We start from the raw sequence: 24,627 nt of genomic DNA, 5'->3' as shown, positions 1-24,627 counted from the left end.
TTTATATAGAGAATGAAAAAATCCTTGTGGCCGGCCATTTTTACGGTTGTTTTGCTATTGAACCCATTGGCTTGGGTTCTCGCCAATGACGCCGCGCAGGTTCAGAATGCCTTAACCGCGCTGTTAGACGGTGCTCCTGCGACGGGCGCAACCATGCCCGCCTTCAAAGGCCGCAGTCCAAATAGAACCCCAAGCCGCGTCGATCTCCCCGGCAGCGCAGCCGCCCAGGCGCAGGAATTCGAACAAAGCGATCAAGCCGCCCCTTTGACCGTGCAGGAAATCGGGGATGACGATTTTGAGAATATCGTCGTAAAATCCGAGATTCCGGTCGCCGTCTATTTTCACGATCCGCGCTCCCCCATTTGCCGGCGCATGTATCCTGTTGTTCGCGACCTGTCCGATGAATACGCGGGAAGAATCCGTTTTGTGCAGGTTAACACGAGGGATCACACCGACGTGGCCCGGCGTCTGGGTGTCGACAGCGTGCCCACGTTTGTCTTCTTTAAAAGCGGACGGGAATCGGGCGATCGTCTCCACGGCATCGTCACGAAAGAGGCCTTCAAAGAACGCCTAAACGCCCTTCTTCGATAATGGGTGGGCCTTTCGGGCAATTTTAAACTACCCAAAAGACCTATAACTCAAATCCCGCCCTGTGCTATATTGAGATCCGTGAAAAATATTTTTCACACGTTCATCGCCCTGTGTTTTTTCTTCTGCGCGTCTCAATCCTCAGCCCAGCCTGATTCCTGCGCCTCGCCCTCCGTGGCCGGAGCCGATCTGGCGGCGGCGGACATGGCTTCGATTTACGACGGCGCTCAATCGCCCGGCGCCTGCGCGCCGGTCTTAGTGGCCTCCTATGACGGCTTACCGGGTGACAATTACGAAGAACGGGTTTATCAACAAACGCAGCAGATTCGAAAAGGCATCCTTGAGGACCGGGCCAGGGCGCATCGTGAATTAGCCGGCAAAAGTTGGCTCAACGTCGGGATTTCGGGCTTGGCCGTGGCCGGCTCGGTTACAGGCTTGACTCTAGGTTTGGGTCCTTATCCTAATCTCATGCCGATTTTCGGTTATGCGGCGGCGGGACTGCTGTTCGCCTTGTCCATTTACCGCGTTTATCAGATGATCGCGGACTGGGATAAAATGTCCACCGTAGATAAGGTGCTGGGCGTTTTGGGAACGATTTTGCAAATCGGCATGGGCATTATGGCCATTTTCAGTCCGGCCAGCTGGGGCTTAGGCGCGCTGGTGACGATGGGCGCCATGGGGCTGGTCTCCGGAATTGTCAATACCGTTGAAGCTGTGCAGCACGGCAATGAAGCGGACAAGGCTCAAGAAGAAGCGGATGCCATCCCGGCAGCAGCCTCCGACCTAAGTCCGGCGCCTGCAGAAGTCCGCACCGCTTAAAAAAAATGAATCGAGGAGGATATTCGACGAATATGAACAAAAAAATCGTAATTCAATTGATGCTGGGACTCATGCCCTTGCTGGCTGTGGCTCAAGCTGACAAAGATAATGGTGATCTCAACCGCGACGAAGCCAGAAACCGGCGCATCGTGGTTTTTCAAGCGGGAACGACTGATGACGCTAAACGAGCGGCCGTGGAAGCCGTCGGCGGACGCGTCAAAAAAAATCTTGGTTCCATTAACGCCGTGGCCGCGCATTTACCGGAAGGCGCCGCTGATAGCGTCAAAACCAACCCCAATGTTTTACGCGTGGATGAAGATTTGATCGTTGAGGCTGCGGTCGTCAAAGATTCCGTACGGGAACACGGCCGAGTTGAAGAACACGGCAAACCCGGAGGCGCGGCCCCCGCTCAACCGGCTCAGGAAACGCCCTGGGGTATTGCGCGCGTCAAAGCCCCTGAAGCTTGGTCCGCCAGTCAAGGCGCGGGCGTCAAAGTCTGCGTCATTGACACGGGCATTGATCTTGATCACCCTGATCTTCAGGCCAATATTGCCGGCGGCTACAATGCCGTCAATCCCTCCAAATCCGCGGATGACGACAACGGCCACGGCTCCCATGTCGCCGGAACCATCGCCGGTTTAAACAACAGCATCGGCGTTGTCGGCGTCGCCCCGCAGGCCCAACTTCTGGCTGTTAAGGTTTTAAGCAGAAACGGCTCCGGCTGGCTTTCGGATATCATCGAGGGTCTTGACTGGTGCGCGGCCAACGGCGGCAAAGTCGCCAATATGAGCCTGGGCTCATCTTCGGACAATCAGTCGTTCCACGACGCCGTGACCGCAACTTATAATGCCGGCGTCACCGTGGTCGCTGCAGCGGGCAATTCCGGACCCTGCACGAATTGCGTCAGCTACCCGGCCCGCTACCCTGAAGTCATTGCTGTCGCGGCCAGCGACTCATCGGATCAAGCGGCCGGCTTCTCCAGCCAAGGACCGGAGGTGGATTTGATCGCTCCGGGGAAAGACGTGAAATCAACGTACAAAGGCGGTGTCTACGCCACCATGTCCGGCACCTCGATGGCAACGCCGCATGTCAGCGGCGCGGCGGCCATGAAATTGGCCCAGAACCCGACGCTCACGCCCTCGACCCTGGCCGATGCGATGAAAACCAATGCCGATTTGTTGACCGGCTTGACCGCCGAACAACAGGGCTCAGGCATGGTCAATTGCCAACGGTTGACCGCGACTCCGTAAGTCCGTTTCATCTCATTTCAAAAACCCTCTCATGATGAGAGGGTTTTTTGTTTTGAGGAAAAGGCGCAAGGATTGCTATCTTGTGATCCATGCGCCGATTTCTTTTACTCATTCTCTTTAGCCAATTGGCGTTTGCCCAGCAGGGACCGGCCGATCAATCCTGGCGGCTTTCGATCAAATCCGAGCGATCAACTTATATCGCCGGCGAGCCCGCGCCGATTTCCTTTGAGTTCAAAAATATCTCCGCAAGACCCAAGCGTATTCGATTCCCGCTCAACTTTGAATGGGGGCTCCTGGTTTACGTCACGGCGCCGGATGGCCAAAGCGAACAATATTTTTCGGCCAAACATCTCAAAGCCGCGGCTTCACAGCGAAGGCCCCCTGATCCCGTCTGGATTGAACCCGGACAAAGCATCAGCTACACAGCCCACTTGGCTTACGATGTCCGAACTAAGACCCCGGCTTTTATGGAACCCGGACGCTATAAAATCGCAGCCCGCTTCCCCTATGAAGAAGGAACGGCATCGAACGCCTTGGAACTGACCGTTAAGGCTCCCGATGAAGCCGAACAAAAAGCCTTGGAATATCTTGGGGCCAACAGCCTCCTGCCTTATGTCGATCCCGGCGGCCGCCGATTAAAGACGAATTCCAAACAAGCGGTTAAAGCGCAGGAATTCTTAAAACTCCACGGCAAAAGCGTGTACGCTTCGCCCCTGCGCCTGGCTCTAAGAGACGCCGGGCTGTTCGCTCAATTAACGACGTACCCGGAAGACACGATTGATTTCAATAAACTTCCGCCCGCACTGCCCGGAAAACTCAAGGAACATCCTCTGTTCCTGAAAAATACAGGGCAAGAACCGCTGAACATAAAAAAAATTGGGCCGCCGGAGCTTCCTTTTCGTTTTAAAAGCCCGCCTAAAACGCCGCTCATTCTTGAGCCCGGAGAAATGACGGAATTCATGATTGTTTTTGAACCAAAAACCCCCGGGCACCGCCATTCCCTGATCACCGTTGAATCAAACGATCTGCGCAGCCCGGCCGTTATGAGCATTACCGGAAAATGAAAAAAACCATCATCGGCGTGGATATCGGCGGCACCAAAGTGATGACCGGATTGATTCAAGTCTCGGGCATTTTTCCCGGGCAAGTCCGGCTTTTGCGCACAATCGAAGAACCCACGCAAACACAAGGCCATGAAACGGTCAAAGCTCAGTTGGCCCGCCTGATCGAAGGCTTGGCCGGCCCCAAACTTGCCGGAGTTCAAGGCATCGGCGTAGGCGTGCCCGGCCCATTGGACCGCGAGAAAGGCTGCCTTCTTAAAGCGCCGAATTTGCCGGGCTGGGAACGCTTGCCCATCGGCGCGTGGCTCGAGCGCCGGTTCAAGCGGCCGGTGGCCGTGGAAAACGACGCCAATGCCGCGGCCTTAAGCGAGGCGCTCTGGGGCGCGGGCCGCAACAAACGTTTCGTTTTCTATGCGACCATTTCCACGGGCATCGGCACAGGGTTTGTCATCGATAAAAAGCTGTTCACCGGATATACCGGTCTCGCGCTTGAAGGCGGCCACCTGACCATCGATTTCAACGGCCGGTTGTGCAAATGCGGACAGCGCGGATGCATCGAGGCCTATGCTTCCGGCCCTTCTATGGTTCGCCGGGCCCTGGAAACCTGGCCCTCATTGCCCAAAAATCTCGACGCCGCGATGATCGGAATTCGAGCGCGATCAGGCGACCGGCGCCTGCAAACATTCATCGATGAAACAGCCCGCTACATCGGGCTTTGGCTCGCTAATATCGTTAATATGCTTGATCCGGATATCATGATTTTGGGCGGGGGCGTCGCCAATCTCGGACGGCCGTTTTTTGACGTCATCCGCCGCACGATCCCCCGGCACTCCATCAATCCTCAGGCGTCGCGCATCCCTGTTGCGCCGGCTAAATTAGGGCGTGAAACCGGCGTTCTGGGGGCCGCCGCCGCTTATCTGACAAATTGATCCTTCTACCCTGGCATCTTTTCCTTCTCGCCGCCGTTACAGGCGGCAGCCTCAGTCTTGGGTTTAAACTGTTCAAACGTTTAGGGGCGAGCCTTGACGATCCGATGGCTTTTGCGGCCAGCTTAGCCTTGGGCTTCGCCCTTTGCGGCTATAGCGTTCTCGCCCTGGGTCAAGCCGGCATGCTCAGCCCCGCGACTCTTTGGGTTATTGTCGGCCTATTGATCGCGGTCACCTTGACCGAACGCCGGATCATCGCGCAATTATGGCAGAAGGCTGCTTTTGGCGGCCTTTCACGTCCCGGAAAATTTCTCATGGGTTTGGCCGCGTTCTTGCTTGTGTTCAACGCCTATAGGCCTGAAACCTATTTTGACGCTTTGGTGTACCACCTTGGCCTGCCTCAAATTTTTCTTCTCGAGGGGAACACTGTCCCCACGGCTCGCCACGCATTTACACCTATGCCCCTTTTAGAAGAAATGATCCTAACATTGGGCTTGGGCACAGGCGGGGAACCCGTAGCTAAAATGCTCGCCGGACTTCTGGGCCTGATCGCGCCGCTTGCTCTTTACGCCTGGGGTCGCAGCTTAAATAAACCCAAAGCCGGAGAGCTCGCTACGCTTCTTTTCCTCACCGCGCCGATTATTTTTCGCAATATGACGCGCAGCCTCGTGGAACCCACGTTAGCGGGTTATTTGATTCTTGCTCTCCATGCGCTTCTTCGGACTCCGGTCAACAATGCCGGGTTGTTTTTGGCGGGACTGTTTACCGGACTCATGTTTGCATTCAAATATTTCGCGGGTGTCTGGTGCGCAACCATTTTTCTTTTGCTTTGCTGGCGCTTATTCAAGGAAAACAGAGCTCTTATGAGCCGAGGCCTGGCCTTGTTCTTCCTTGGGGCCCTAATCCCCGCCTTGCCCTGGCTTTTGCGCAATTGGGCGGCGTTGGGCGATCCGCTCTACCCTTACCTGAGCGCATTTTTGGGCCGCCATCCCAACCCCGAAGGCTGGGCGCATTTTCTCTGGGAAGCCCGGCATTGGCATCCCGGCCCGCGTTTCATCAGCGATTTCATGATCATTCTCAAAGGCAGCTTCGCCGACTTTTCCGGCGCCTATTTCATCGGACCAGGATTTCTTCTTGTCTTGCCTTTTGCCGTGAAAACCTGCCGCCGATCCAACATTCATCAGGCGCTGGGCGTTTGGACGCTGGGCAACTGGATTCTTGGTTTGGCCCAAACCCATTACCTGCGTTACCTCTCTCCCCTGCTTGCGCCCGCGGCCTTTCTCGGCGCTTTGGGATTTCATGACGCCGATAAAAAAATAAAACGGTGGCTCAAACCGGCCATCGCGCTGGTCTTGGCGTACCATGCCTTCTGGATGCTCCACGGCTTCCGGCGATCCCTCGATCAAAAAGCCGCGGTCGGTCTCGTCAGCAAAAAAGACTACCTTCAAAAAAAATTAGGCTACGAGGAGGCGTTGGAGTGGATCAATCATCATGTTCCCGCCGATGGACGCGTTCTCCTTTTGGGCGAAACCCGCGCCTATGGATTTCACCGGCGTCTCGTGGTGGCTACGGTTCACGACCGGCATCCCTTGGCGGACTGGATCGCCCAAGCCGCGAACGAGCAGGCATTGCGTCAAACATTAAAAGCGGAAGGCATAACTCATATCTTCCACCACCGGACCGAAGAACAACGCATCGCAGGTTACCGGACAATGCCTCTTGATGAAGCCGGCGAACGGCGATGGCGAAGCTTTAAGGAGTCGTTCCTGGCCGAAACCTACGCCGATGCCAACGTTACGATTTATGAGGTAAGATAAAGCGGATGTTTAAAAAGCTCTTTAAAAAATCAAAAACGATTTTAGTCATCGAGGACGATGACTCCGTGGCCCATACCATTGAAATCGCCTTAAACGCCAAGGGCTATAAAATTCTGCGCACGTCCAAAGGCCATGAGGGCATACGCATGGCCATGACACATGTGCCTCAAGCGATCATTCTCGATATCCGATTGCCCGATATCGACGGCTGGCAGGTATTGAATAATTTAAAGGCCACGGACAAAGCCAAAAATATCCCGGTCCTGGTGCTGACTCAGCTCAATCAATTAGGCGATATCAATACCGGCTTCGGCCTGGGCGCCGCATCGTACGTAACCAAGCCGCTCGATCTCAACAAACTCTACGCCAAACTCGCTGAAATCCTGGACGAGTAAAACGGCCTCATCCTAAAATTTCTTCAACCAAAAATTTCGTTTTAGCCGGGACGCGGGCATGGGGGCAGTAGCGGGCGATTAAAGAAAAAACTTTTGGTGAAGCTTTGATATTGAGGTATTTCAATAAAAATTTAATGTCATCCGTATCCTGAGTGTCGGCGCGGCCGGCCAGGCATTTCATGACGAGCATATAATCCGCCTTGGGAGCCCAAATTCTCAAATGCGAAAGCTCCAGCACGTCCTGCCTGGGCGGGTCGGTCAAAAAATAACCCTTGGCCGCGTCATTGAGCCAATCCTCGGGCAAACCAAATTCCTTGGCGACACGCCGCGCGGCTTTACGAATTTCGCCGGACGGCGCAAAAATGGCATCAATGTCTTTTGTGGCTCTTCTGGCTTGAAATGCCAGGCACATGGCGGCGCCCCCGCAGAGCCCGATTTCCCCGACAATATCCTTATCGGCAAGCTCTTTATTCAACGCTGCAAAAAGCCGCCGCATCAAGGGGATATCAAGCATCAGGCCCTCTTTAAAAAATTCTTCAACACAAATATATTGCGCTTCCTGAAATGCACGGGGCTTTCAATCAGGACCGACGGTTTCAAGCTGTCCAACCCTGAAACAAACCACGGTTCGTTTAAAGGGCCGACCCCGGCGCACCACCAAGGCGCAGTCAAACCGATCTCATCGCAAAGCGTTTCAGATCCCGAAGCCAACAACGCCTTTATTCTCTGAGGAGTCCGCTCAACTGGCGGTGATTCCACATAGGTTTGATGCCGATCGCGCCTGAACGCATCCACAAAATTAAAAAACCAAAGTTTCCAGGAACCCTCGCCTTCTTGGGCAATCTGCTGCGATATGGCGACGATGGAATCCGAAGGCGCCGCGAAGATGGATTCCAAACGCTCATCAACCGCCTGGTGGCAATAACCGAGGGTTTTGGCGACACGTTTTAGGGTAACGAGCGTGGGATTATGCTTTTTGGATTCCAAAAGCTGTACGGACCTAAAAGAAACGCCGGCCAACTTAGCCAAACGTCTCTGCGAAATATGGCGCTGCTCCCTGGCGGTTTTAATGCCCTGCATGAGAATAGTATAAATGACATAATATATTATGTCAATAACGGTAAACTAAAAATTATGCGTTGCGCCAAAATTTTACGGCTGCCGCCGGAACATTTCCAAGAGCCCCTGACCGGATAATTCGTTGGCTTTGCGGCCCCGAGTGATGGTTAAATCATCCTGTTGTTCGCCGGCGCGGGTGGCGTCAAGCATCATTTGATTGGCCTCGCTCCGCGTCATTGAACCCATATAAAGCATACCGCTGTCGAGCATGCTTTTGGCATCGGGACCGTATTCGTTCCTCACCCGATCACGATCCTGCTCCGGAATGTTTTGAAGCCCTGTTTCAATGATATGGCCGGCGTCGGCATCGGGATTTTCATTATCCATGGCGCGGGAAAGCTGCCAATAACCGAAAGGAACGATGTATTCCTCGATATCCCCCCGCCTCAAGGGTGGCAAGGGCGATAGGCGGCCGTTCATGATTTGGGCCGCGGAAATCATATGAGCCCCGCCCATTTCCATGCGCAAGTCGCGGTTAAATAACCGGAAGCGCACGGGATTTTGCCGGGCCGCTTCCTGGACCGCATAACGCAGGCCGCGCTGAGCTACGCGTTCCAAAGCCGCGCTTTGACCCAAATCCCTGACCACGGAGTCGGTGTAATTATTTAAATCGCGTAAAGCCGCAATCATGCGATGGGCCGCCTCTCGGGACGATCCCTCGGCGCCCCTAATCGCATTATTAAGCGAAGCAATCAAATCACGGTAGCTTTGCAAGGATTGAATCAGGGCTTGAGTGTCCACGCCGGATTGCCCGGCGGTGATGGCGTCGATCAAACGAAGCATCTCAATCAAGTGATCCAAATTTTCATCATTCCATTCTTGAGCGTCGCCGGCGCCTTGTCGGTAAGGCCCGAAAGCTTGATCGAATTGCTCGTCTTTAAGACGCTCAAGATCGGCGATTAATTCCTCGGCCAAGCGATGCTTGATCCGGGCTAAATCATCGGCCATTTGCTCGCGTCCGTAAGGCAAATCCTCATGCCTGGTTTCCTCAAGTTCAGGACGCGCAGTTAGGGCCACGGATACCGGGTGCTTTCCCCAAGTTCCCCGCAAGCCGATAAAAGCGCCCACATTCGTGTAGCGGGCATCTCCATAGCGAAAATCCTCGGCCCCCACGGATGCGGTCATTTGCACCAGCTCCCAAGGCGAAACATTGACATAAGCGCTTTTGCGGTCGCGATTAAATTCGATCCCGTCCCCTTCTTCATGCTCCCAGCCCATGCCGATTTGAATCGGCAAATCCTTGATCCTCGAGTTAACGCCCACGCCCAAATGCGCGGCCGTGGTCAACGGGTTAAAGCGCACAGAATGATCCACAATCCAATCTCCGGGAAGCCCCAAGGGCAGCGGTCCGTAAACAGCCGCTCCCAGATGAGGAGCGCGCTCGGCATGCACTTCAAAAGGAACCTTGTTTTCCCGCAACGCCATAGCGTCTTGAAGAATATATTGCCCGGCCGGAGAAAAATTCTGGCTCTCCCCCGCCCACAAAGCGACGCGGAAAGGCAAAAGATCGGGCCGCCATTGAGCCCCCAAGCTGACATCGGTTTGAAGGTTGGGGAATATCCAGGAGTGCTGCAGGGAAAACGTCGTCATCCACCCGACATCAAGGTCCCACGGCATGGGGTACATTTGACCCAGCTGATAAAACGCCGCGCCGATGGGAATGAACGCGCCGTGAAAATCGTAATCCACCAGCAAAGCGTAAGGCGCCAAACCCGTGCCCTCGACCATGGAATCGAAGGTTCGCTCAAAATCGCCCCGGTCATCCGCGAAGAATCGCGCCCTTGAATAAAGAAGCGCCATGCTGGCTGCTGCGCGCTGATAAAATTCGGCGTCATGCGCCGAACGCCAATCCAAATCCTGGTAAAGATAAGGCGAAATGCCTTGGATGCTCTCCGACGCTTCCTTACCGATAACCCCGATCTGGGTTCTCAGTCTCCACTGGCGGGCGGGGCTCAGATAATTGACCCCCAACGAACTCGCGCCCAGATTCGCCTGTTCGTCAACGTCCAAATGCAAATCGAGATTAAAACCCCGGCGTTCATGATCGCGATCGTCAAAAAGCGATCCCAGTCTCAACCAATTGTATTGAGCGTCCTCCTGACGAAAAGGCTCGGATTCTAAGCTTTCTTCTTTTGATGGAGCATCCTCGGCCATCAACAAAAACGGAAACGGCAACAAAACGGTGGCCGCTAAAATAAACCGCGCAAAAAAGGGGATAATGGTGTCTGTCACTGTTTTTATAAAACCCCCAAGATAAGAATGCCCACCGTGCCAACAGCTGTTGCCGCCACAAAAGCGGCCGTCAAATAACCCATGATTTGGCGAAATTCGATTTGCGCCGCGGCCAGCAGCGGCAAGCACCAAAACGGCTGAATCAAATCCGTGACCATATCGCCCCAGGCATAAGAAAGAACCAAGGTTGGCGCCGGCACACCCAGCGATTTCGCGGCTTCCAAAAGATACGGAGCTTCGATGGCCCATTTCGAGCCTCCGGATGGAACAAAATAATTCAGGACTCCGGAATAAAAATAAACGACCAAGGGAAACGTTTTCGGCCCGGCCAATGAAGCGAACCATTGCGCGAGGATATTCGCAAGCCCCGTGCTTTTAATGACGCCGAACATGCCCGCGTAAATCGGAAACTGAAGCACGATGCCGGTGATGGTTTTGGCGCCGTCGGCCGCGGCCTCGAGGAGGCTTTTGATATTCGGGTGAATCAAAACAGCCAGCGTCAAAAAAATGAAATTAAAAAGATTAAGATCGAAATTCCACCGGCCGCGCCCGATCAATAAGGCTAAATACATCAGCCCGCAAACGCCCAACGCGCCGTTGACCCAATACGTGCTTTCCAGCCATTGGGCCGGGCTTCGGGCCTCAATCCGGCGCTGGAGCGCTTCTTCGTCTTTATCCACCAGCTCCGTATGGAATTGGTCCAACGTCGCTTCCGGGCAGACGGCCACGGCCTGGCCCTTAGCCGGATAAAGCCGCCAGGCAAGCGCGGTCAAGACGCCGATGGTGATGAACGAAAGAATCAGATTCCACGGGGAAAAAATCGTCTGCCCGAACGGCACAACGCCCAGGCTCGATTCCAAAAAATGGCCCTTGGTAGCCACCAACAAAGGCGCGCTGCCGGATAAACCCGCGTGCCAGATTGCGCCCATGCCGAAATAACCGCTGGCCACCAAAAGCGGGTAATGAATCTTTTGCTGGCGCAAAGCAAAATAACGCGTCAGCACCGCGCTGCCCACGATGCCCAACCCCCAATGAAACCACGCTAGAACCATGGATGAGAAAGCCATGAGCGCGCAGGCCGAACGCCCATCCTTAGCCAGCGAAGAGAACGCATGAAGCCCTCGGCGGACATAAGGGCTATGGGAGACGATAAAGCCGGTGAGCATCACCAGGCTCATTTGCATGGAAAAGGACAACAGCGCCCAAAATCCGTCGCCCCAGGCCAGCACAATATCCCCCCATCCCGACGGCGTCAATGCTTTGGCTAAAGCAAAAACAATGAAGGTTAAAAAAACGGCGAGGATAAAGGCATCCGGAACGACGCGGCTCATCCAAGAGTTCAAACGCCAAACGATTTGTCCCACTAAAAAATAGTGACAGACACCATTGTCCCCTTTTTTATGCGGAGGAAACTGCAGCGTGCGTCCGGCCTGAAAGCTTTACGCCCTGGGCGTCATAAATCTCGATAGCGCCGAAACGCTCAAGCGGCCCGGCGATTTTAGCGGCATCACCCACGACGACCACAACAGCCGCTCCCGGATTCATATGTTTTCTGACGGCGGATTCCGCTTTTTTGCGGGAAACGCCTAAAATTTTTCCGCGAAAACGGTTGATTTCGGCAGCCGCCACGCCCAAAGAGCAATACTCCGCAATTTTATCCGCTAAATAATCCTGGGTTCCCTGAGCGATCGCATCAGCGCCGGCAAGATAATTCTTAGCCAGGCTCAGTTCCTCATCCTTGATGCCGGATTCCCGGATGCGCTTTAGCTCATCAAAAATCTCCGCCAAAGCCGGAGCCGTCACTTCCGTTCTCACCGCAGTCTTGACCTTAAAGGTGCCTGTTTGCAGATACCGCCCGATCGCGCTGCCGGCGCCGTAGGTATAGCCCTTTTCTTCGCGAAGCTTCCGGTTAAGCCTTGAATCAAAGGTCACGCCCAAAACCGCATTGCCTAAAACCAGGTTGTAATAATCAGGATGCGCGCGCTTGATGGATAAATGCCCTAAAACGATTTCAGACTGCGCGGAAGCCGGCCGGTCGACGATGACGATTCGCGGTTTCGCCGCAGCGGCGGGAAACGGCGGATTTTTAGATGCGCGCAAAGCCGGGGGCTTAGGCCGCGCCAGCTTGCCTAACGTTGCCGACAACAGCTTTTTGAGATCAGCCGGCGCCGCATCGCCGACAAGGACAAGGGTCCCTTGGCCGGGATTAAATTGCCGCCGGTAAATACCCAAAACTTCGCCTCTTGAAACGGCGCGCACTTGATCCGGGCTCGGCGAGACAAGGCTATAGGGATGCCGGCCGAAAACCTCCGCAGACCAGCGCTCATCCCGAAGGAATTCGGGCCGGCTGCGCTCATCTTTTAATTCCTCAAGCGTGTTGGCGCGCCAAAGCTCCAACTCGTTTTCCGGGAAAACAGAATCGGTCAACAGCTCAGTCAACAGTTTGAAGAAATCCCCGCTGGTCGCGGATAAAACCGAACCGCTCAAGTGAAAATAATCATGCCCGGCGCCGGCGCCTAGAGAGGCGCCCATGCCCGCCAGAGCCGACTCGATTTGCGCATTATTCATCCGGCTTGTGCCGGCTTTAAGCAAATGAGCCATGGCCTGCGCTTGAGCCATGCCGGGCCCTGTTTGTCCCTCGTTGAGAGCCGGAAACAGCAGCCTTGCTTTGATAAAAGGCAGGCGCTGATCGCGGATCAAAACAATGTTAAACCCGTTGGCAAGCCGCCACGAAACGATTTTCTTTTGCGTTGTTTTTTTAGGGGCTCCCTGAAGAGGCGGCTGTTCGCGCTTGGCGGCCTCTGTTGCCGGATGCCCGTTTCCAGAGGAAGCTTTGGGACGGGCGGCCTGGGCTTGCGTTGCGCCGGCCTTGGACGGGTCCGGCTCAACCAACAAAACGCTTTGTTTGCCTTCTTCAAAATACCCGGCGCCCGCGGCTTTCATCACCATTTCCCTGCTGATTCCCGATAAATAAGCGTTTAACTCGGACTCAAAACCTTGCGGATTGCCGCCGTTGAGATGGGTATAAATGCCCAGCCAATAGGCTCTGGTTTCGGTCCCCTGGAATTGATCGAGAATACCGGCCTGAAATTTTCGCCGGCTGCGGACCATTTCCTCTTCGGTGAGACTGCCCCCGGCGATAGCGGCGATTTCCCGGCGGATCGCATCAAGAACGTCCCGAGAATCGACGCCCGGTTTTAAATGCGCCATCAATCCGAACGGAGCCGGATCGCGCAGTGTGAATACATTGCCGAACGGCCAGCCCATGCCGCCGGAGACGCCCAAAGCCCATTCTTTTGTCTTGACTAAAAGCTGATGCAAACGGCTGTCGTCCCCCTCCGACAGCACTGATCCCAAAAATTCAAGCGCTTTGTAATGCGGGCTGCTGCGCGGGGGCGCGGGCCACCCGACCATCAAAACAGGCAGCGCGGCGAAGCGGTCTTGATAGGTTTGCTGACGCCCCCCTGCGCTTGCTTGTTCGCTTAAATCATGATGAACCGGCTTGGACCGACCGGGGATGCCGGAAAAATATTTTTCAGCAAACTTTTTGACTTCCTGAGTCCGCGCGTCCCCGGCCACCACCACGACCGCGTTGGCGGGCACGTAATGGGCATTAAAAAATTCCCTGATGTCTTCCAGCGTGGATTCATCCAAATCTTTCATGGAGCCGATCACCGAATGCTGATTCTCCCAACGCGAAAAAAGTAATTTGGGAAATTCCTCGTTTAACGCGGTCATGTATGGACGATTGTCGTAGCGCCAGCGCTTTTCTTCCTGGACCACGTCTTTTTGATTGTCGAAATTCTCCTGAGTAACGGCCAACGATTTCATCCGGTCCGCCTCAAGCCATAAGCCTAACGCCAGCCGGTTCGACGGCAAGGTCTCATAATAAGCGGTGAAATCCTTCATGGTGAAACCGTTTAAAACGCCGCCCTGGGACTCGATCAGGCGCATATGCCCGGTTTTATCCACATTGGCCGAACCCTGGAACATCATGTGCTCGAATAAATGAGCAAAGCCGGAACGCCCCGGCCGCTCGGCCCGGGCTCCGACGTCGTAAACAACGGCCACGGAAACGACGGGAACCGAATGATCCTCGACAACAACGACCCTGAGACCGTTTTTAAGAACAAATGTTTTAATCGGCGTTTTAGGCAGCATGATCTTGTTCTTTATCATAGCTTTCCTGAAAAATTTTGTCTTTTAACTAACGGCCTTTTGAATAAGGATGATTAAGGGGGGTCGCTTTGCCTCGCTGGTGCGTCATGATTTGCAGCGCTCCGGAGCCCTTGGCGCCCTTTTGAGGATCGGCGCCGGTTTTTGCGTTGCGAGTCAAACGGTTGCCCATGAAATGAGCCGCGGCAATTAAAGCCAACAAAGCATAGACCGGGAATCCGGCCAAGGTCAGTCCCCAGAAAAGAACGCTGAGAACGCCGCCGCTCGCCAAGTAAAGCCATCCGGTTTTGCCCGAACGGACTAAATGCACATAGTAAGCAACTGCGGCCAATAAAGCCAACGGCGCCCAAACATTGCCGATCAAAGCCGTAGCGCCGATCAAGCTGGTCACGAGCGTCGCGCTCCAAAGATCGCTAAAACGAAGGCCGGCCCCGTTCGCAGGCGATAAAAATTTCTCTTGAGCCATCCGCCTCAGGAAAGAGCCGTAAAGCCAAAATAGGAAAACCCATGGCAAAATCCAAGACACGCCCAAGGCGAGAGCCGCGGCGGACACGCCCATCGGCGGCGCCAGCAAGGCCAAAACATACAACGAAGGGGATTTGGGCCATGGGTAATGGCGCAGGAAAACATAACCGGCGAAGAGAAGGAACCCGCTTAGTCCTGCGGCCAATAAACCGGCGCCCTGCCACAGACCGAATATGGCCAGGCCCAAGCCCAAAGCCGCCCCAAACGCCTTGCTTCTAAACGGCAAGGTTCGCGCAGCCATCACAAAACCGGCAAAAATACCCTGGGCAATAATGAGAGCTAAAACAGGCAACGACAACAGAAAATAAAGCAAGCCGGGGCGCCCCATGCCCAATCTCTGCTCGAAATTTTTTAACAGTTTGGACGCTTTGGCATCCACAAGGGATTTTTTCCCGCCGGGGATAGGCGTTAAATCATTGATTGACTTTCTCAATTGTGCGGCCTCAGGATTCGCTTGCGCCCAAATTTTATTCTGGGCCCCAAAAGCCAGACGCGCCTTGATTTTAGCCGCCTCTCTCCAGATAAACCCAGCGCGTTCAACCGGCGACAAAGCCTGCCAAAGCGGCTTAGGCATGAATATTTTTTTGGCATCAGGATCGGAGAAATAAAAAACCGTTTCGAGAGGCAAGCGGTCGATCTGAACTTGGCCTAAAGCCGGCGGCGCCCGCCCGTCGTTGCCCACGATCATCAACGACATCTCTTTCAAAATTTCAAAAACAGTTTTTCCGGGCAATCCAGCCAGAGCTTCAGGCTCTTTCGCTTGACCAAGGAGGCCGACGACCTGATCGAAGGACGATTGATCGGCGACCGCCACGCCCATCGCCTCATACTCGCCGGCCATCGCGCGCAACACCATCAGCCGGGCGGTTTCTTCCCCCAAGGAGTCCTGAACGATGGTTTTCGATCTAAGGGCTAATCTTTTGGAAGCATCAGCCAATTTCTCCTTGATCTTCGGATCCGTTTCCGTCTTGTTCGCCGTCTCCATGGCTCCGGTCACGGCATTGATCACGCTGATCGCAGGCGTCAATTTAGCCATTTGGCGCACCGATTCAACAGACAATAGGCGAAGTTTTTTATCAGGATGGGTGAAATAAGCCAAAAATCTGTCCTGGATGATTTCAGGGCTGTTGGATCGCCTCATCAATAAAAATTTAGAGACATTGAGGATCAGCATAAGCGGCAGGCCGACCGCAAGGCCGAGTAAGAAACCTAACTTAAAAACCAAAATCCATAAAAAGGGCAATCCAAAAATATCAAGAGCCCCATCCAGCCAAGCCATCCACGCTTTTTTTGCTCCCTTTCCGAATGTTTTTCGCGGGGCCCCGGGCTCGATCAGACGCCGCATCGCTTCGGCGCGCTTGAGAATAGGCGGATGGCCGGCCGTCAATTCTTCAAGAGTAAACGCGCCTACCGGAGCGGTGTTGCGTCCGGCCACCAAACGCGACCAAATATCCAAACGTAAAAGTCCGCTTCCCAACGTATCGGGTTTTTTCGTCAACATGGCGCCGCCTAAATCCGCCAAGTATTCGCGCGAACGGCTCAAATACTTGCTTAACAGCCCGTCGGTAATCAGCAAGGCGATCAAGAGCGCGGTCGGGGCATCCATCAGAACCAAATTAACAAGCAGGAAAAAACTCAACAATCTGGAAACAATAAGAAAAAGAATGTCATGGTGGCGGATATGCGACAGTTCATGGCCCACGATGCCCGCGATTTCCTCCGGGCGCATGGTTTTTAAAATACCGTCCGTGAACAGGACGTAAGTTTTAGTCACCAAAATCGGGTGTTCGACGCCGGTGGCCGCGGCATTGGGAACATCCATCGGCCACAATAAAAGCTCCGGCATTTTCTTCAACCCGGCCTTTTGGGAAAGATCGGCGACCATTTCATAAATCTTGGCGTGTTTGACGGGATCGAGCTTAGGCATACCCTCCCTTCTGCCGCCCGTGATGCGCCGGAAAAGCTCCTGGACGACAGGCAGGAAAAGAATAAGACCGAACCAAAATACCGTGTTGTGAAACCCGGGCCAACCCATGCGCACAAAAATAGAGTAAGCGATCCAAGCGGAGATCACGGCGATGATGCCCAGGGCCGCAAAACTTTTGGCATTAAGCAGCCAATGTCCTTTTTTATAAGCGGCGGCGATCCTTCGTTCGCGGGCGGCTTTGCGGAGTTCGGGGTCCTTTTCCGCCAGCGCTTCAACGGCGGCATTTGCCGGCGGCGAACGCAGCCATCGGTAAAGCCCGTAGCCTAAGGCCGCAGCCGCAGCAACGGCCGCCGCTAAAATCAACCAGGCGCCTAAATATCCCGAGGACCAAATGCTCCAGGGCAAGCCCCCCGCCAAAGCGGCCAGCAGCACCCCGCCCATGGCAACAGCCGCGCTGTTGCCGCCCTCCAAAGCTTTCTGAATCCTTAAAGCGCTCTGCATCAAATGCGCTTGGCTGGCATCGTCCCAGCCGGTTTTTTGAATGGAGGCGGCCATGGCCTCCAGGATCAACATCAGGTTCTGACGGGCAAAATCAGCGGCTTCCGGAACTGAATTTTTGTCGTTCATCATAGCGACGAGATGTTCGAGATGCGCCTTTTGCAAGTCGCGTCGCATAGAGGAGATGGGCTTGGCCCGGCGGCGCTTGCCGGCGGCGGAAAAGACCTCGCTCCAGATGGATTTGGTGACGTTCAGGAACAGATCATCAATGGTAAACGCCGGTTGTTCTTCGGTGGCCATATGCCGCGACTCATGGATGCGCTGCAGCGTCTGAGGATTGAAAATATGCTTTAAGGCGGCTTGTCTTAATTGAAGAACCGTGGCGCCCCAGGGAATATAGCTGAGCTCGGTATCGCTATCCTTAACCGTCGGCAAACGCGAAGAAGCCATCTGGCGGATAATTTCCGGATCAAGATTAAATGATGTGTCCGCAAAAACTTCTTCGGCCAAGAAGGCAAGAACCTCCTGCTGTTTTTCCGCGGACACGGGTTCATAAGGCAGCTTTGCTTTAGGATCGCCGGGACGGCTCCTATAAGAATGAATGCCGCCCAAGTATTTGACGGCGGCGTTGACCGCGCGCCAATACGTCCGATAACCTTGGGACAAACGTTCGGTAACCGCCTGATAACCTTGCTCCGAAGTAAAAGGAAAATCCTTGAGACCCGCCCATAATCGCCGGGCCATCTCCGTATGCCTACGCGCGAACGCCAGCACATCGTCGCCCAAATCCCATTGCTGAATCAGAGGATCCATGCCCGTCAAATCTTCATCCGTGGCATAGGCCAGGCCCGGCTCCCCGGAGCGCGAGGCGATTTTAGCCAGCTCTTGACCCTGTTCTTCCTCGTTTAACCCCTCAAAGGATTTATACGCGTATTCGATGGCCCAGTAATCATAGGGGCCTAAATCCGTCTGCCAAAAAGCGCCCTGTTTTTCTTGCGGCCCCGCGATATTGGGCGGATTGTAGTCCATGACGGACGCGGAATGGACGCCTTTTGAATCCGCCATGTCTTCAAGATTTTTCCAGGCGCTGCCTTTGAAATTATGGCGCAATCCCAAGGTATGGCCGACTTCGTGAAGAATAACGTCAGTCACAAAATCCTCGGTAAATTGCCGGCGTATTTCATCGGTCACTTCACCCCGGCTTTCAAGATAAGCCAAGGCGAACACGCCGCGCTCAGCCGCTTCCCGCGCATAATTGCACGAATGACGCTGCGCAGCCTGCGCATGGCGGCCGCCGGCATAATTGAGCCAGCCGCTGACGCGCGCCATCTCAGCGGGAAATAAAACGCTGGCGTGATAAATCTCCCCGGTCAATGGATTGACACGGGAGGGACCGATAGCCGGAGCGCTCTCGGAAGCCATAAACCAATGAATCACGTTGTATCGGATATCCGCCGGATCGAAACGATCCTGGGTCTTTTGACGGCGGAAACGACCGGTCAAACGATTAATAATCGCTTTTAGAGTCCAAGCCTTCTTTTTTTCCTTTGTGCCCGCGCTGTCCTGCTCGTTTTGTTTGACTTCTTTGACTTGCACGGCGTTTTTAAACCCGATCTTTTCAAAAGCCTTATTCCACGCCAGAACGCCGCGCCGCACCGCTTCTCTGTATTCCTGAGGGATGGTATCGTCCATCCAAAAAACAATGGGCTCCTTGGGCTCAGACAGCGCGGCCGAAGGGTCTTTCTTTTCAAGCTTCCACCGGTGAATAATGGCGGCGTTGAGATTGCGCGCCTGATCATTGCTCCAATCCTCGAATGCCGTGGCAAAATGCCCGATGCGTTCATCCGCTGGGCGGGCTTTTAATTCGCCTTGAGGCAGCTCAGAAAGGCTGTAGCGAAGGCCGATATCGACATTTCTTGTGTCCGCCAACGAGCTTCCATAGTCGCCGCTCTCCTTGCCGGAGAAAACAAGCCTGGATTTGATCTCAACGTTTTTCGGATAGGCCGACACATCTTCCAGACGACTTAACTCTTTGTCAATCTGTTTGTTTCCATAAAGCGCGGTCAAATACGATTCAAGCTGACCTGTCAAATCCTGAAGAAAGGTCTCGTCAATCTCAACAAGCAGGTTTCCGGAATTCTTTTGGGCGCCGGCGATTTTCGCCTTGGCGATGACTGAGTCGGGGAGGGAGCGTTTGATGGCCTTGGCCAGGGCGCCCCCCGGCGGAGCCCGGAAAGCGGTGTTTTTGATGACCAACTCAAGATGAGGGCTTTCCTTGGGACGCCGGAAATAAACCAAGAATTCCCCCAACGGCATTAAGGGATAAAGAAAGTATTCGCCCGTGCCCCGCTCCAGAGTGGCGGACAACAAAAATGGTTTCTCCAAACGATCCGGGCTGATTTCCATTTGCCAGCGGCCCTTCTGTTTGGAGACTTTAAAAAACGATTTGTCCGGCCCGCCGGCGATTTCTTTTTTGGGCGCGGATGGCTCCAACAGCTTGAGAACCGATTCCCCCATCAAAACGCCGATCGTCGCCAGCATGGCCCCGCCGATAAAATGAGACAAACGAAAAGGATTTCCGTCGAGCATGTAATTAAACGCGTGCGTCCAGCCGCTAAGACCAAGAATCAACAGGCTCGTCGTGATTTTCCACGGACCGGCGCCGATGCGGCTCTCAACTCCCCCCTGGGCCCTTGCCGTCAAATTAAGCATCAAATAAAACGCCATGGGCACGAAAAAGAAAAGGAAAAGATCCGCTATATTCATGACCCACCACCCGGGATCGCTGACCGTGCCCACGGCGATCCAGTTGATGGCGCTGCCCGCGCCCCAAGTCAATAACTCGAGCGCCGAGGAAATGGCGGCGCCGAATACAAAACCCAAGGCAATATCGAGGGCGCCGGCAACTTTGTGAATATAGGGAAGCTCGGCGCCGTATTTATGGGTCAGCATTCTAATCCCGGCCCTGATGATGAGCATGGTCAAGACAAAAGGCAAGGTCAGCGCCAACAAAGAACCGATCAATTGCGGCCGGACATGATAAGCAACACCCAGCCCATCCGTTGAATAAAGCGCAAACAGTTTTGTTCCCGTATCCAAGCCAAAAGCGACAAGAGCCGCGGCCATGAAAATCAACATACCGCGGCTCCACAACATTTCTCGAAGAAACGGGCTTTTAAAAATTGAATTCCCCGGCGAACGGATTTTGGCAAGAATCCAACGAACGATAGGGTAGCCGATGACCATTGTCGCTATGGAAACAGCGACGCCTAGAATAGCGCCGCCCGCGCCGTAGAGCTGATAACCGGTAAAAGCCGCTAACGCTGCGATTGAAAAACCGGCGATCATCGCCATGATCTCGATCAGAACAAAACCGCCGTTTCTAACGCCGCTGCGCCTGGAGCCGCCTGAAGCCGACGGCGAAGGCCGGCCGGTTTCCCCTTCCATGCCTGAGCGTAAACGGGCCAAATTCCCCATGGCTGAACGAAAAACATCAGACTCCTTCGCGCTTTGAACTTTTACCTTGGCCTGCATCCTGAGCGACTCAAGAACTTTGGGGTATGCCTCTTGTCCCCATCCCCTTGAAATATCGCTCCAACCTCCCACCCAGCGAACCATCTCGGCAAGCCCGCCCGGATAAATCTGATTATTGACAAGGAAGGCGATCCAGCGGGCGCGGGGCAACTCATAAACCCCTTTGGTATCGGTCAAGCGTTTTGCGAACGCTTCATTGAATTTTTGGCGCAAGTTTTCAGGAATGGGAAAACGCAGCGCCATGGCTTCAAAACGCTCGGTCGGTGAAAATGTCTCGTTTTTGGGCAAAGCATCGATGATCTTGCCCCAAACAACATCGAGTTTTTCCCCCAACGCCGCATTCCAATAAGCCCAGTCCACGACGCTGTCCACCCTGTCACCTCCATAACCGCGGGAGGCTTCGATCATGGCTTTAATGCTGGGCCGGAGGTTCGGCCACTCATCCGATCTCTCGGCAATGGCGACCAGGGCTTCATAAATTTGCGAAACCCGGGCTCTTGACTGACTGGCCATGGCAATCAGGCGCTCGACTTGCTGCCGATTCAATCCATCGGAACGAATCCAAGCGGCCAAGGCCTTGTAGTATTCCTCACGATTGGAATAATAAGGCTCCTGCCCCCGGCCCCAAAGGCCGAGGAGAAGGTCAAAAACCTCTTCCCGTTCTTCGGGAGGAATAATCGGCGCAAGATAGCCGACATAATTAACCAGATTGAATTCTCTTTCCTTGACGCTCCGGCCCTCATCTAAACGGGCATAAATTTTTTTCATTTTCTTCTTCCAAACACCCAAATACCGCCGTATTTCTTGTTGAGGTAAAGAATCCTTGGTAAGGACCAGGGCCCGGTCCAACAATTCCACGGGAACGCCTGCAAGATTCCCTTTGAAAGCCGCGTGAACCCAGCGCCTCGTCATCCGGATCGCGGCCGGTGTCTTTTGCGGAGGATCAAGATACAACTCATCAGGCCTCGGCACGCGGCGCATGCGGGCTAAACCCTGCGCGGCATAAACACCCCAAGAAGTTAAAACAATGAGTTGGGCGACGATCTCAAGAACAATGATAAAAACGCGCCCCGGCCATCCCCAGGCGGAAGACGGCCAAAAAGCCGGCAAACCGGTGAACGAAGCGTAGATGGAAAAACCGCCCAGGAAAAGCAAAAACAAAGACAAAGCGACCATGCCCACGACATTGGCGATGATGAATCGCCGTTGGGTTTTCATGGGTTTGACCAGGTTTCTCGATACCTGGCTCCACCGTTCGCCGAAAATTCTGGCGGCTATCGGCGTATAAAAACTGGCCGGCCAGGAAGGGCCGCTGCGATTCCAGATCTGCCGCAGCGCGCCGTCGAACTCATTCTTTGAAAAATCGCGCAATGATTTCAAATGGCCGTCCGTGACCAACGAAGGATGCCGCTCGAGCAAATCGAATAAATACGCGTATTCTGTTCCCTGCGAAGTCGGCAGAAAACGGTTGGCGGCCATCAGCTCCTGCATGGCTTCTTTGGGCAGCATTTCACCGGCCAAGTGCAGGCCGACAAGCCGGTTGACCGTTTCTTTAGCCGATAGAAGTCCGACCGTCAGTTGGCGCAATTCCTCAAGCTCTCTGGGATAGTCTTGAGTCAAAAATAAAAACATTTTGTCCGGAGACGAGCGGGCATCGGCGACGGTTAAAGGCGCCTGGACCTTTTTTTCTTTAGAGTCCTTGTTTGGCTCGGTCTCATCGATACGCCCCATGGTTTCGTCGATCCGCCGCTTAAACGATAGGCCGCCTTGCTCAACGGATGCAGAATCTTTTTGCTCCTTCGTTGCCGTGGTATTCTCTTTAGCCTGTGGCGGCGGTTCCGGCAACTCTTGAAGCGGCATCTCAAGCCAAAACTCCCAAACGCCGTCCTTATCGGATTTATAACCGAACAAGGCGTCCGGGATTTTTTCGATCAAATGCTTGACTTGAAGCATATCGAGATTCGCCTCTTTGCCTTCATTCTTGAGTTGGCCCCCGCGAGCCCGCACCGCCTGCTCATCAGTCATGGGAACGGAAAAATGATCTTTAAAAAAACGCAATAGACGCTGCTCGTCGGCGAAGTTAAGCCCCATAGGAATGCGCAAAGAAAAAACAACCGCCTGGCCGGCGTATTCGGGTTGGCCGTAGACGAATTCGATTTTTTTGCCCGGCGTGGCCAATCCTGCGAACGCTTCAAGCCAAGTCAAGACAGTTTCCAAAGAATCCGGACTTGTCCAACGTGATTGGGCCTCTTTGCTGAGATCAGACAATTTGGCTTCAAGCGCGGCATTTTTACCATCCTCAGCCGTCTGCTCCCAGCTCAAATCCCCCGAAATGCCGGCCATTGCAGAACGTCCCTGCACCATCTGGCGCTCATATTTATCCATCTGGCTCAACGATGTGTTAATTGCCGGCGCCAGGGTGTTTGGCCTGAACGCGCCCAGAGGATCCTTAAGTTCGATTTGAACGCGCCCGGGGAAAAGAATGGCCTCAAAAGCGCGCATGTCTTTGGTGATGCTTGAATTTTCTTTCAGCGACTCTTCAAGGAGGGTTCTGAGCTTGGCGCCTACCGGTCCCTCAGGCAGCGGCATCAGATCGAGTTTGGGAGGCGGATTCGGCTGCAAAGCAAAGTCAAGCCTGCCCTCTTTCAATTCCACATTAACGATGCCCCCGTTGATCAAAAGCCCTTCCTTTCGTTTCTGAAGAATGAAATCAGCCAACGGCGTGGTTAAATTCTGTTCAATAGCGCGTTTAATCGGCCGGGCGCCGTATTTTTTATCAAAACCGATTTTAGCCAGCCAAGCAACCGTCTCCGGGCTCACGTCCAAGGCCAAATCCTGATCCCTTAAGCGCAGGTTTAAACCCTTAAGAGCGATACGCGCGATCGCCTGGGCCTGGGATTCATCCAAAGCATTAAACTCGACGATTTTATCGATGCGATTAATGAATTCCGGACGCAGGCGCTGTCTAATGGCTTCCATCACATTGCCGCCCGCCCCTAAATTGGAGGTCATGACAATAACCGTATTTTTGAAATCAACGGTATTGCCTTTGCCGTCCGTCATACGGCCGGCATCAAGCATCTGAAGAACCGCATCCAGAACCTTGGGGTGCGCCTTCTCGATTTCATCAAGCAAAACAACGCTATAAGGCTTGCGGCGCACGGCTTCGGTCAACTGGCCGCCCTGATCGTAGCCCACATAACCCGGAGGCGCACCGAATAGGCGCTGGACCGAAAACTGCTCCATATATTCTTCCATGTCGATGCGGATAACGGCATCAGGGTCGTCAAAGAGAAACTCGGCGAGTTGCCGGGTCAACTCGGTTTTACCCACGCCCGTGGGCCCGGCAAAAAGGAAACTGCCGATGGGTTTGCCTGGGTCCGAAAGGCCGGCTTTGTTTTTTCTTATTGTGTCGGCCAAAGCCTTAATCGCCTCATCCTGCCCGACGATACGCTCAGTGAACCAAGGCTCCATTTTTTCCAGACGCTCATAAACATTGTCCTCCAGGCTCATGGAATCAATGCCCGTTTCCTGGGCTAATTTGCGGGCCACGTCTTCCTTGGTGACGCTGCGCAAGGCAACGGTTTGCTGGCGCGCCTCCAGAGAAATAATGGTTTGATAAATCGTGACGATTTGATTGTACAGGCGAATTTGCTCGGCCTCGCTGCTCTTAGGGTCTTTTTTGAGCGCGGCGTAACGCTCGATCAAAATCCTCATCCTGCCCATCAGCTGATCGATTTGCACTTCAAGGCCGTCCCGC

At 54.1% G+C, this 24,627-nt stretch carries 13 protein-coding genes (1 of these 13 cut by a window edge); 7 read left to right on the top strand and 6 right to left on the bottom strand.

What is annotated here, in order from left to right:
- Positions 1-12: 12 nt before the first annotated feature.
- The 7 genes from HYT79_02040 (at position 13) to HYT79_02010 (ending at position 6,856) form a co-directional block, all read left to right on the top strand.
- The gene (locus HYT79_02040; GenBank protein ID MBI2069357.1) at positions 13-591 is read left to right on the top strand and encodes a thioredoxin family protein; all 579 of its coding nucleotides are present in this window, start codon (positions 13-15) and stop codon (positions 589-591) included.
- 78 nt (positions 592-669) lie between these two features.
- Positions 670-1,407, top strand: a complete 738-nt coding sequence (locus tag HYT79_02035) for a hypothetical protein (GenBank protein ID MBI2069356.1) — start codon at positions 670-672, stop codon at positions 1,405-1,407.
- A gap of 32 nt (positions 1,408-1,439) precedes the next feature.
- Positions 1,440-2,657, top strand: a complete 1,218-nt coding sequence (locus HYT79_02030) for a S8 family peptidase (protein ID MBI2069355.1) — start codon at positions 1,440-1,442, stop codon at positions 2,655-2,657.
- A gap of 89 nt (positions 2,658-2,746) precedes the next feature.
- A complete protein-coding gene (locus HYT79_02025) occupies positions 2,747-3,721 on the top strand; it encodes a DUF1573 domain-containing protein (protein ID MBI2069354.1) in 975 nt (324 codons plus the stop codon).
- Positions 3,718-4,647: an ROK family protein gene (locus tag HYT79_02020; GenBank protein MBI2069353.1), complete on the top strand. Its 930-nt coding sequence runs from the start codon at positions 3,718-3,720 to the stop codon at positions 4,645-4,647. Before HYT79_02025 ends, HYT79_02020 begins: the two co-directional genes overlap by 4 nt.
- The gene (locus HYT79_02015) at positions 4,644-6,461 is read left to right on the top strand and encodes a glycosyltransferase family 39 protein (GenBank protein ID MBI2069352.1); all 1,818 of its coding nucleotides are present in this window, start codon (positions 4,644-4,646) and stop codon (positions 6,459-6,461) included. Before HYT79_02020 ends, HYT79_02015 begins: the two co-directional genes overlap by 4 nt.
- Positions 6,462-6,466: 5 nt before the next feature.
- On the top strand, positions 6,467-6,856 hold the full coding sequence (locus HYT79_02010) for a response regulator (GenBank protein MBI2069351.1): 390 nt from the start codon (positions 6,467-6,469) through the stop codon (positions 6,854-6,856).
- 7 nt (positions 6,857-6,863) lie between these two features.
- Here HYT79_02010 and HYT79_02005 read toward each other — a convergent pair whose 3' ends face one another.
- From HYT79_02005 to HYT79_01980, 6 genes are all read right to left on the bottom strand, one after another.
- Positions 6,864-7,370 carry a hypothetical protein gene (locus HYT79_02005; GenBank protein MBI2069350.1) on the bottom strand — a complete coding sequence of 169 codons (507 nt, stop codon included), beginning with the start codon at positions 7,368-7,370 and terminating at the stop codon, positions 6,864-6,866.
- On the bottom strand, positions 7,370-7,936 hold the full coding sequence (locus tag HYT79_02000) for a helix-turn-helix transcriptional regulator (protein ID MBI2069349.1): 567 nt from the start codon (positions 7,934-7,936) through the stop codon (positions 7,370-7,372). Before HYT79_02000 ends, HYT79_02005 begins: the two co-directional genes overlap by 1 nt.
- A gap of 72 nt (positions 7,937-8,008) precedes the next feature.
- The gene (locus HYT79_01995; GenBank protein MBI2069348.1) at positions 8,009-10,207 is read right to left on the bottom strand and encodes a hypothetical protein; all 2,199 of its coding nucleotides are present in this window, start codon (positions 10,205-10,207) and stop codon (positions 8,009-8,011) included.
- Between the two features lie 5 nt (positions 10,208-10,212).
- Positions 10,213-11,538: a short-chain fatty acid transporter gene (locus HYT79_01990; protein ID MBI2069347.1), complete on the bottom strand. Its 1,326-nt coding sequence runs from the start codon at positions 11,536-11,538 to the stop codon at positions 10,213-10,215.
- A gap of 67 nt (positions 11,539-11,605) precedes the next feature.
- A complete protein-coding gene (locus HYT79_01985) occupies positions 11,606-14,386 on the bottom strand; it encodes an insulinase family protein (protein MBI2069346.1) in 2,781 nt (926 codons plus the stop codon).
- 28 nt (positions 14,387-14,414) lie between these two features.
- Positions 14,415-24,627 carry the final stretch of a DUF885 family protein gene (locus HYT79_01980; GenBank protein ID MBI2069345.1) on the bottom strand. Its footprint extends 43,028 nt past the window's final position, so 10,213 of the gene's 53,241 nt are visible here — the last part of the coding sequence; its start codon lies off the right edge, out of view; the stop codon is at positions 14,415-14,417.

It is taken from the genome of Elusimicrobiota bacterium, from assembly GCA_016180815.1.
Classification (GTDB): domain Bacteria; phylum Elusimicrobiota; class Elusimicrobia; order JACQPE01; family JACQPE01; genus JACPAN01.
The sequence above is the reverse complement of the archived record's forward strand: the minus strand, read 5'-3'. Positions and strand labels throughout refer to the sequence as shown.

Bases quoted from the DNA above. Each gene is read 5' to 3' on its own strand.
- HYT79_02040 (MBI2069357.1), top strand. From the start codon at position 13: ATGAAAAAATCCTTGTGGCCGGCCATTTTTACGGTTGTTTTGCTATTG.
- HYT79_02030 (MBI2069355.1), top strand. From the start codon at position 1,440: ATGAACAAAAAAATCGTAATTCAATTGATGCTGGGACTCATGCCCTTG.
- HYT79_02025 (MBI2069354.1), top strand. From the start codon at position 2,747: ATGCGCCGATTTCTTTTACTCATTCTCTTTAGCCAATTGGCGTTTGCC.
- HYT79_02020 (MBI2069353.1), top strand. From the start codon at position 3,718: ATGAAAAAAACCATCATCGGCGTGGATATCGGCGGCACCAAAGTGATG.
- HYT79_02010 (MBI2069351.1), top strand. From the start codon at position 6,467: ATGTTTAAAAAGCTCTTTAAAAAATCAAAAACGATTTTAGTCATCGAG.
- HYT79_02005 (MBI2069350.1), bottom strand. From the start codon at position 7,370: ATGCTTGATATCCCCTTGATGCGGCGGCTTTTTGCAGCGTTGAATAAA.
- HYT79_02000 (MBI2069349.1), bottom strand. From the start codon at position 7,936: ATGCAGGGCATTAAAACCGCCAGGGAGCAGCGCCATATTTCGCAGAGA.
- HYT79_01990 (MBI2069347.1), bottom strand. From the start codon at position 11,538: ATGAGCCGCGTCGTTCCGGATGCCTTTATCCTCGCCGTTTTTTTAACC.
- HYT79_01985 (MBI2069346.1), bottom strand. From the start codon at position 14,386: ATGATAAAGAACAAGATCATGCTGCCTAAAACGCCGATTAAAACATTT.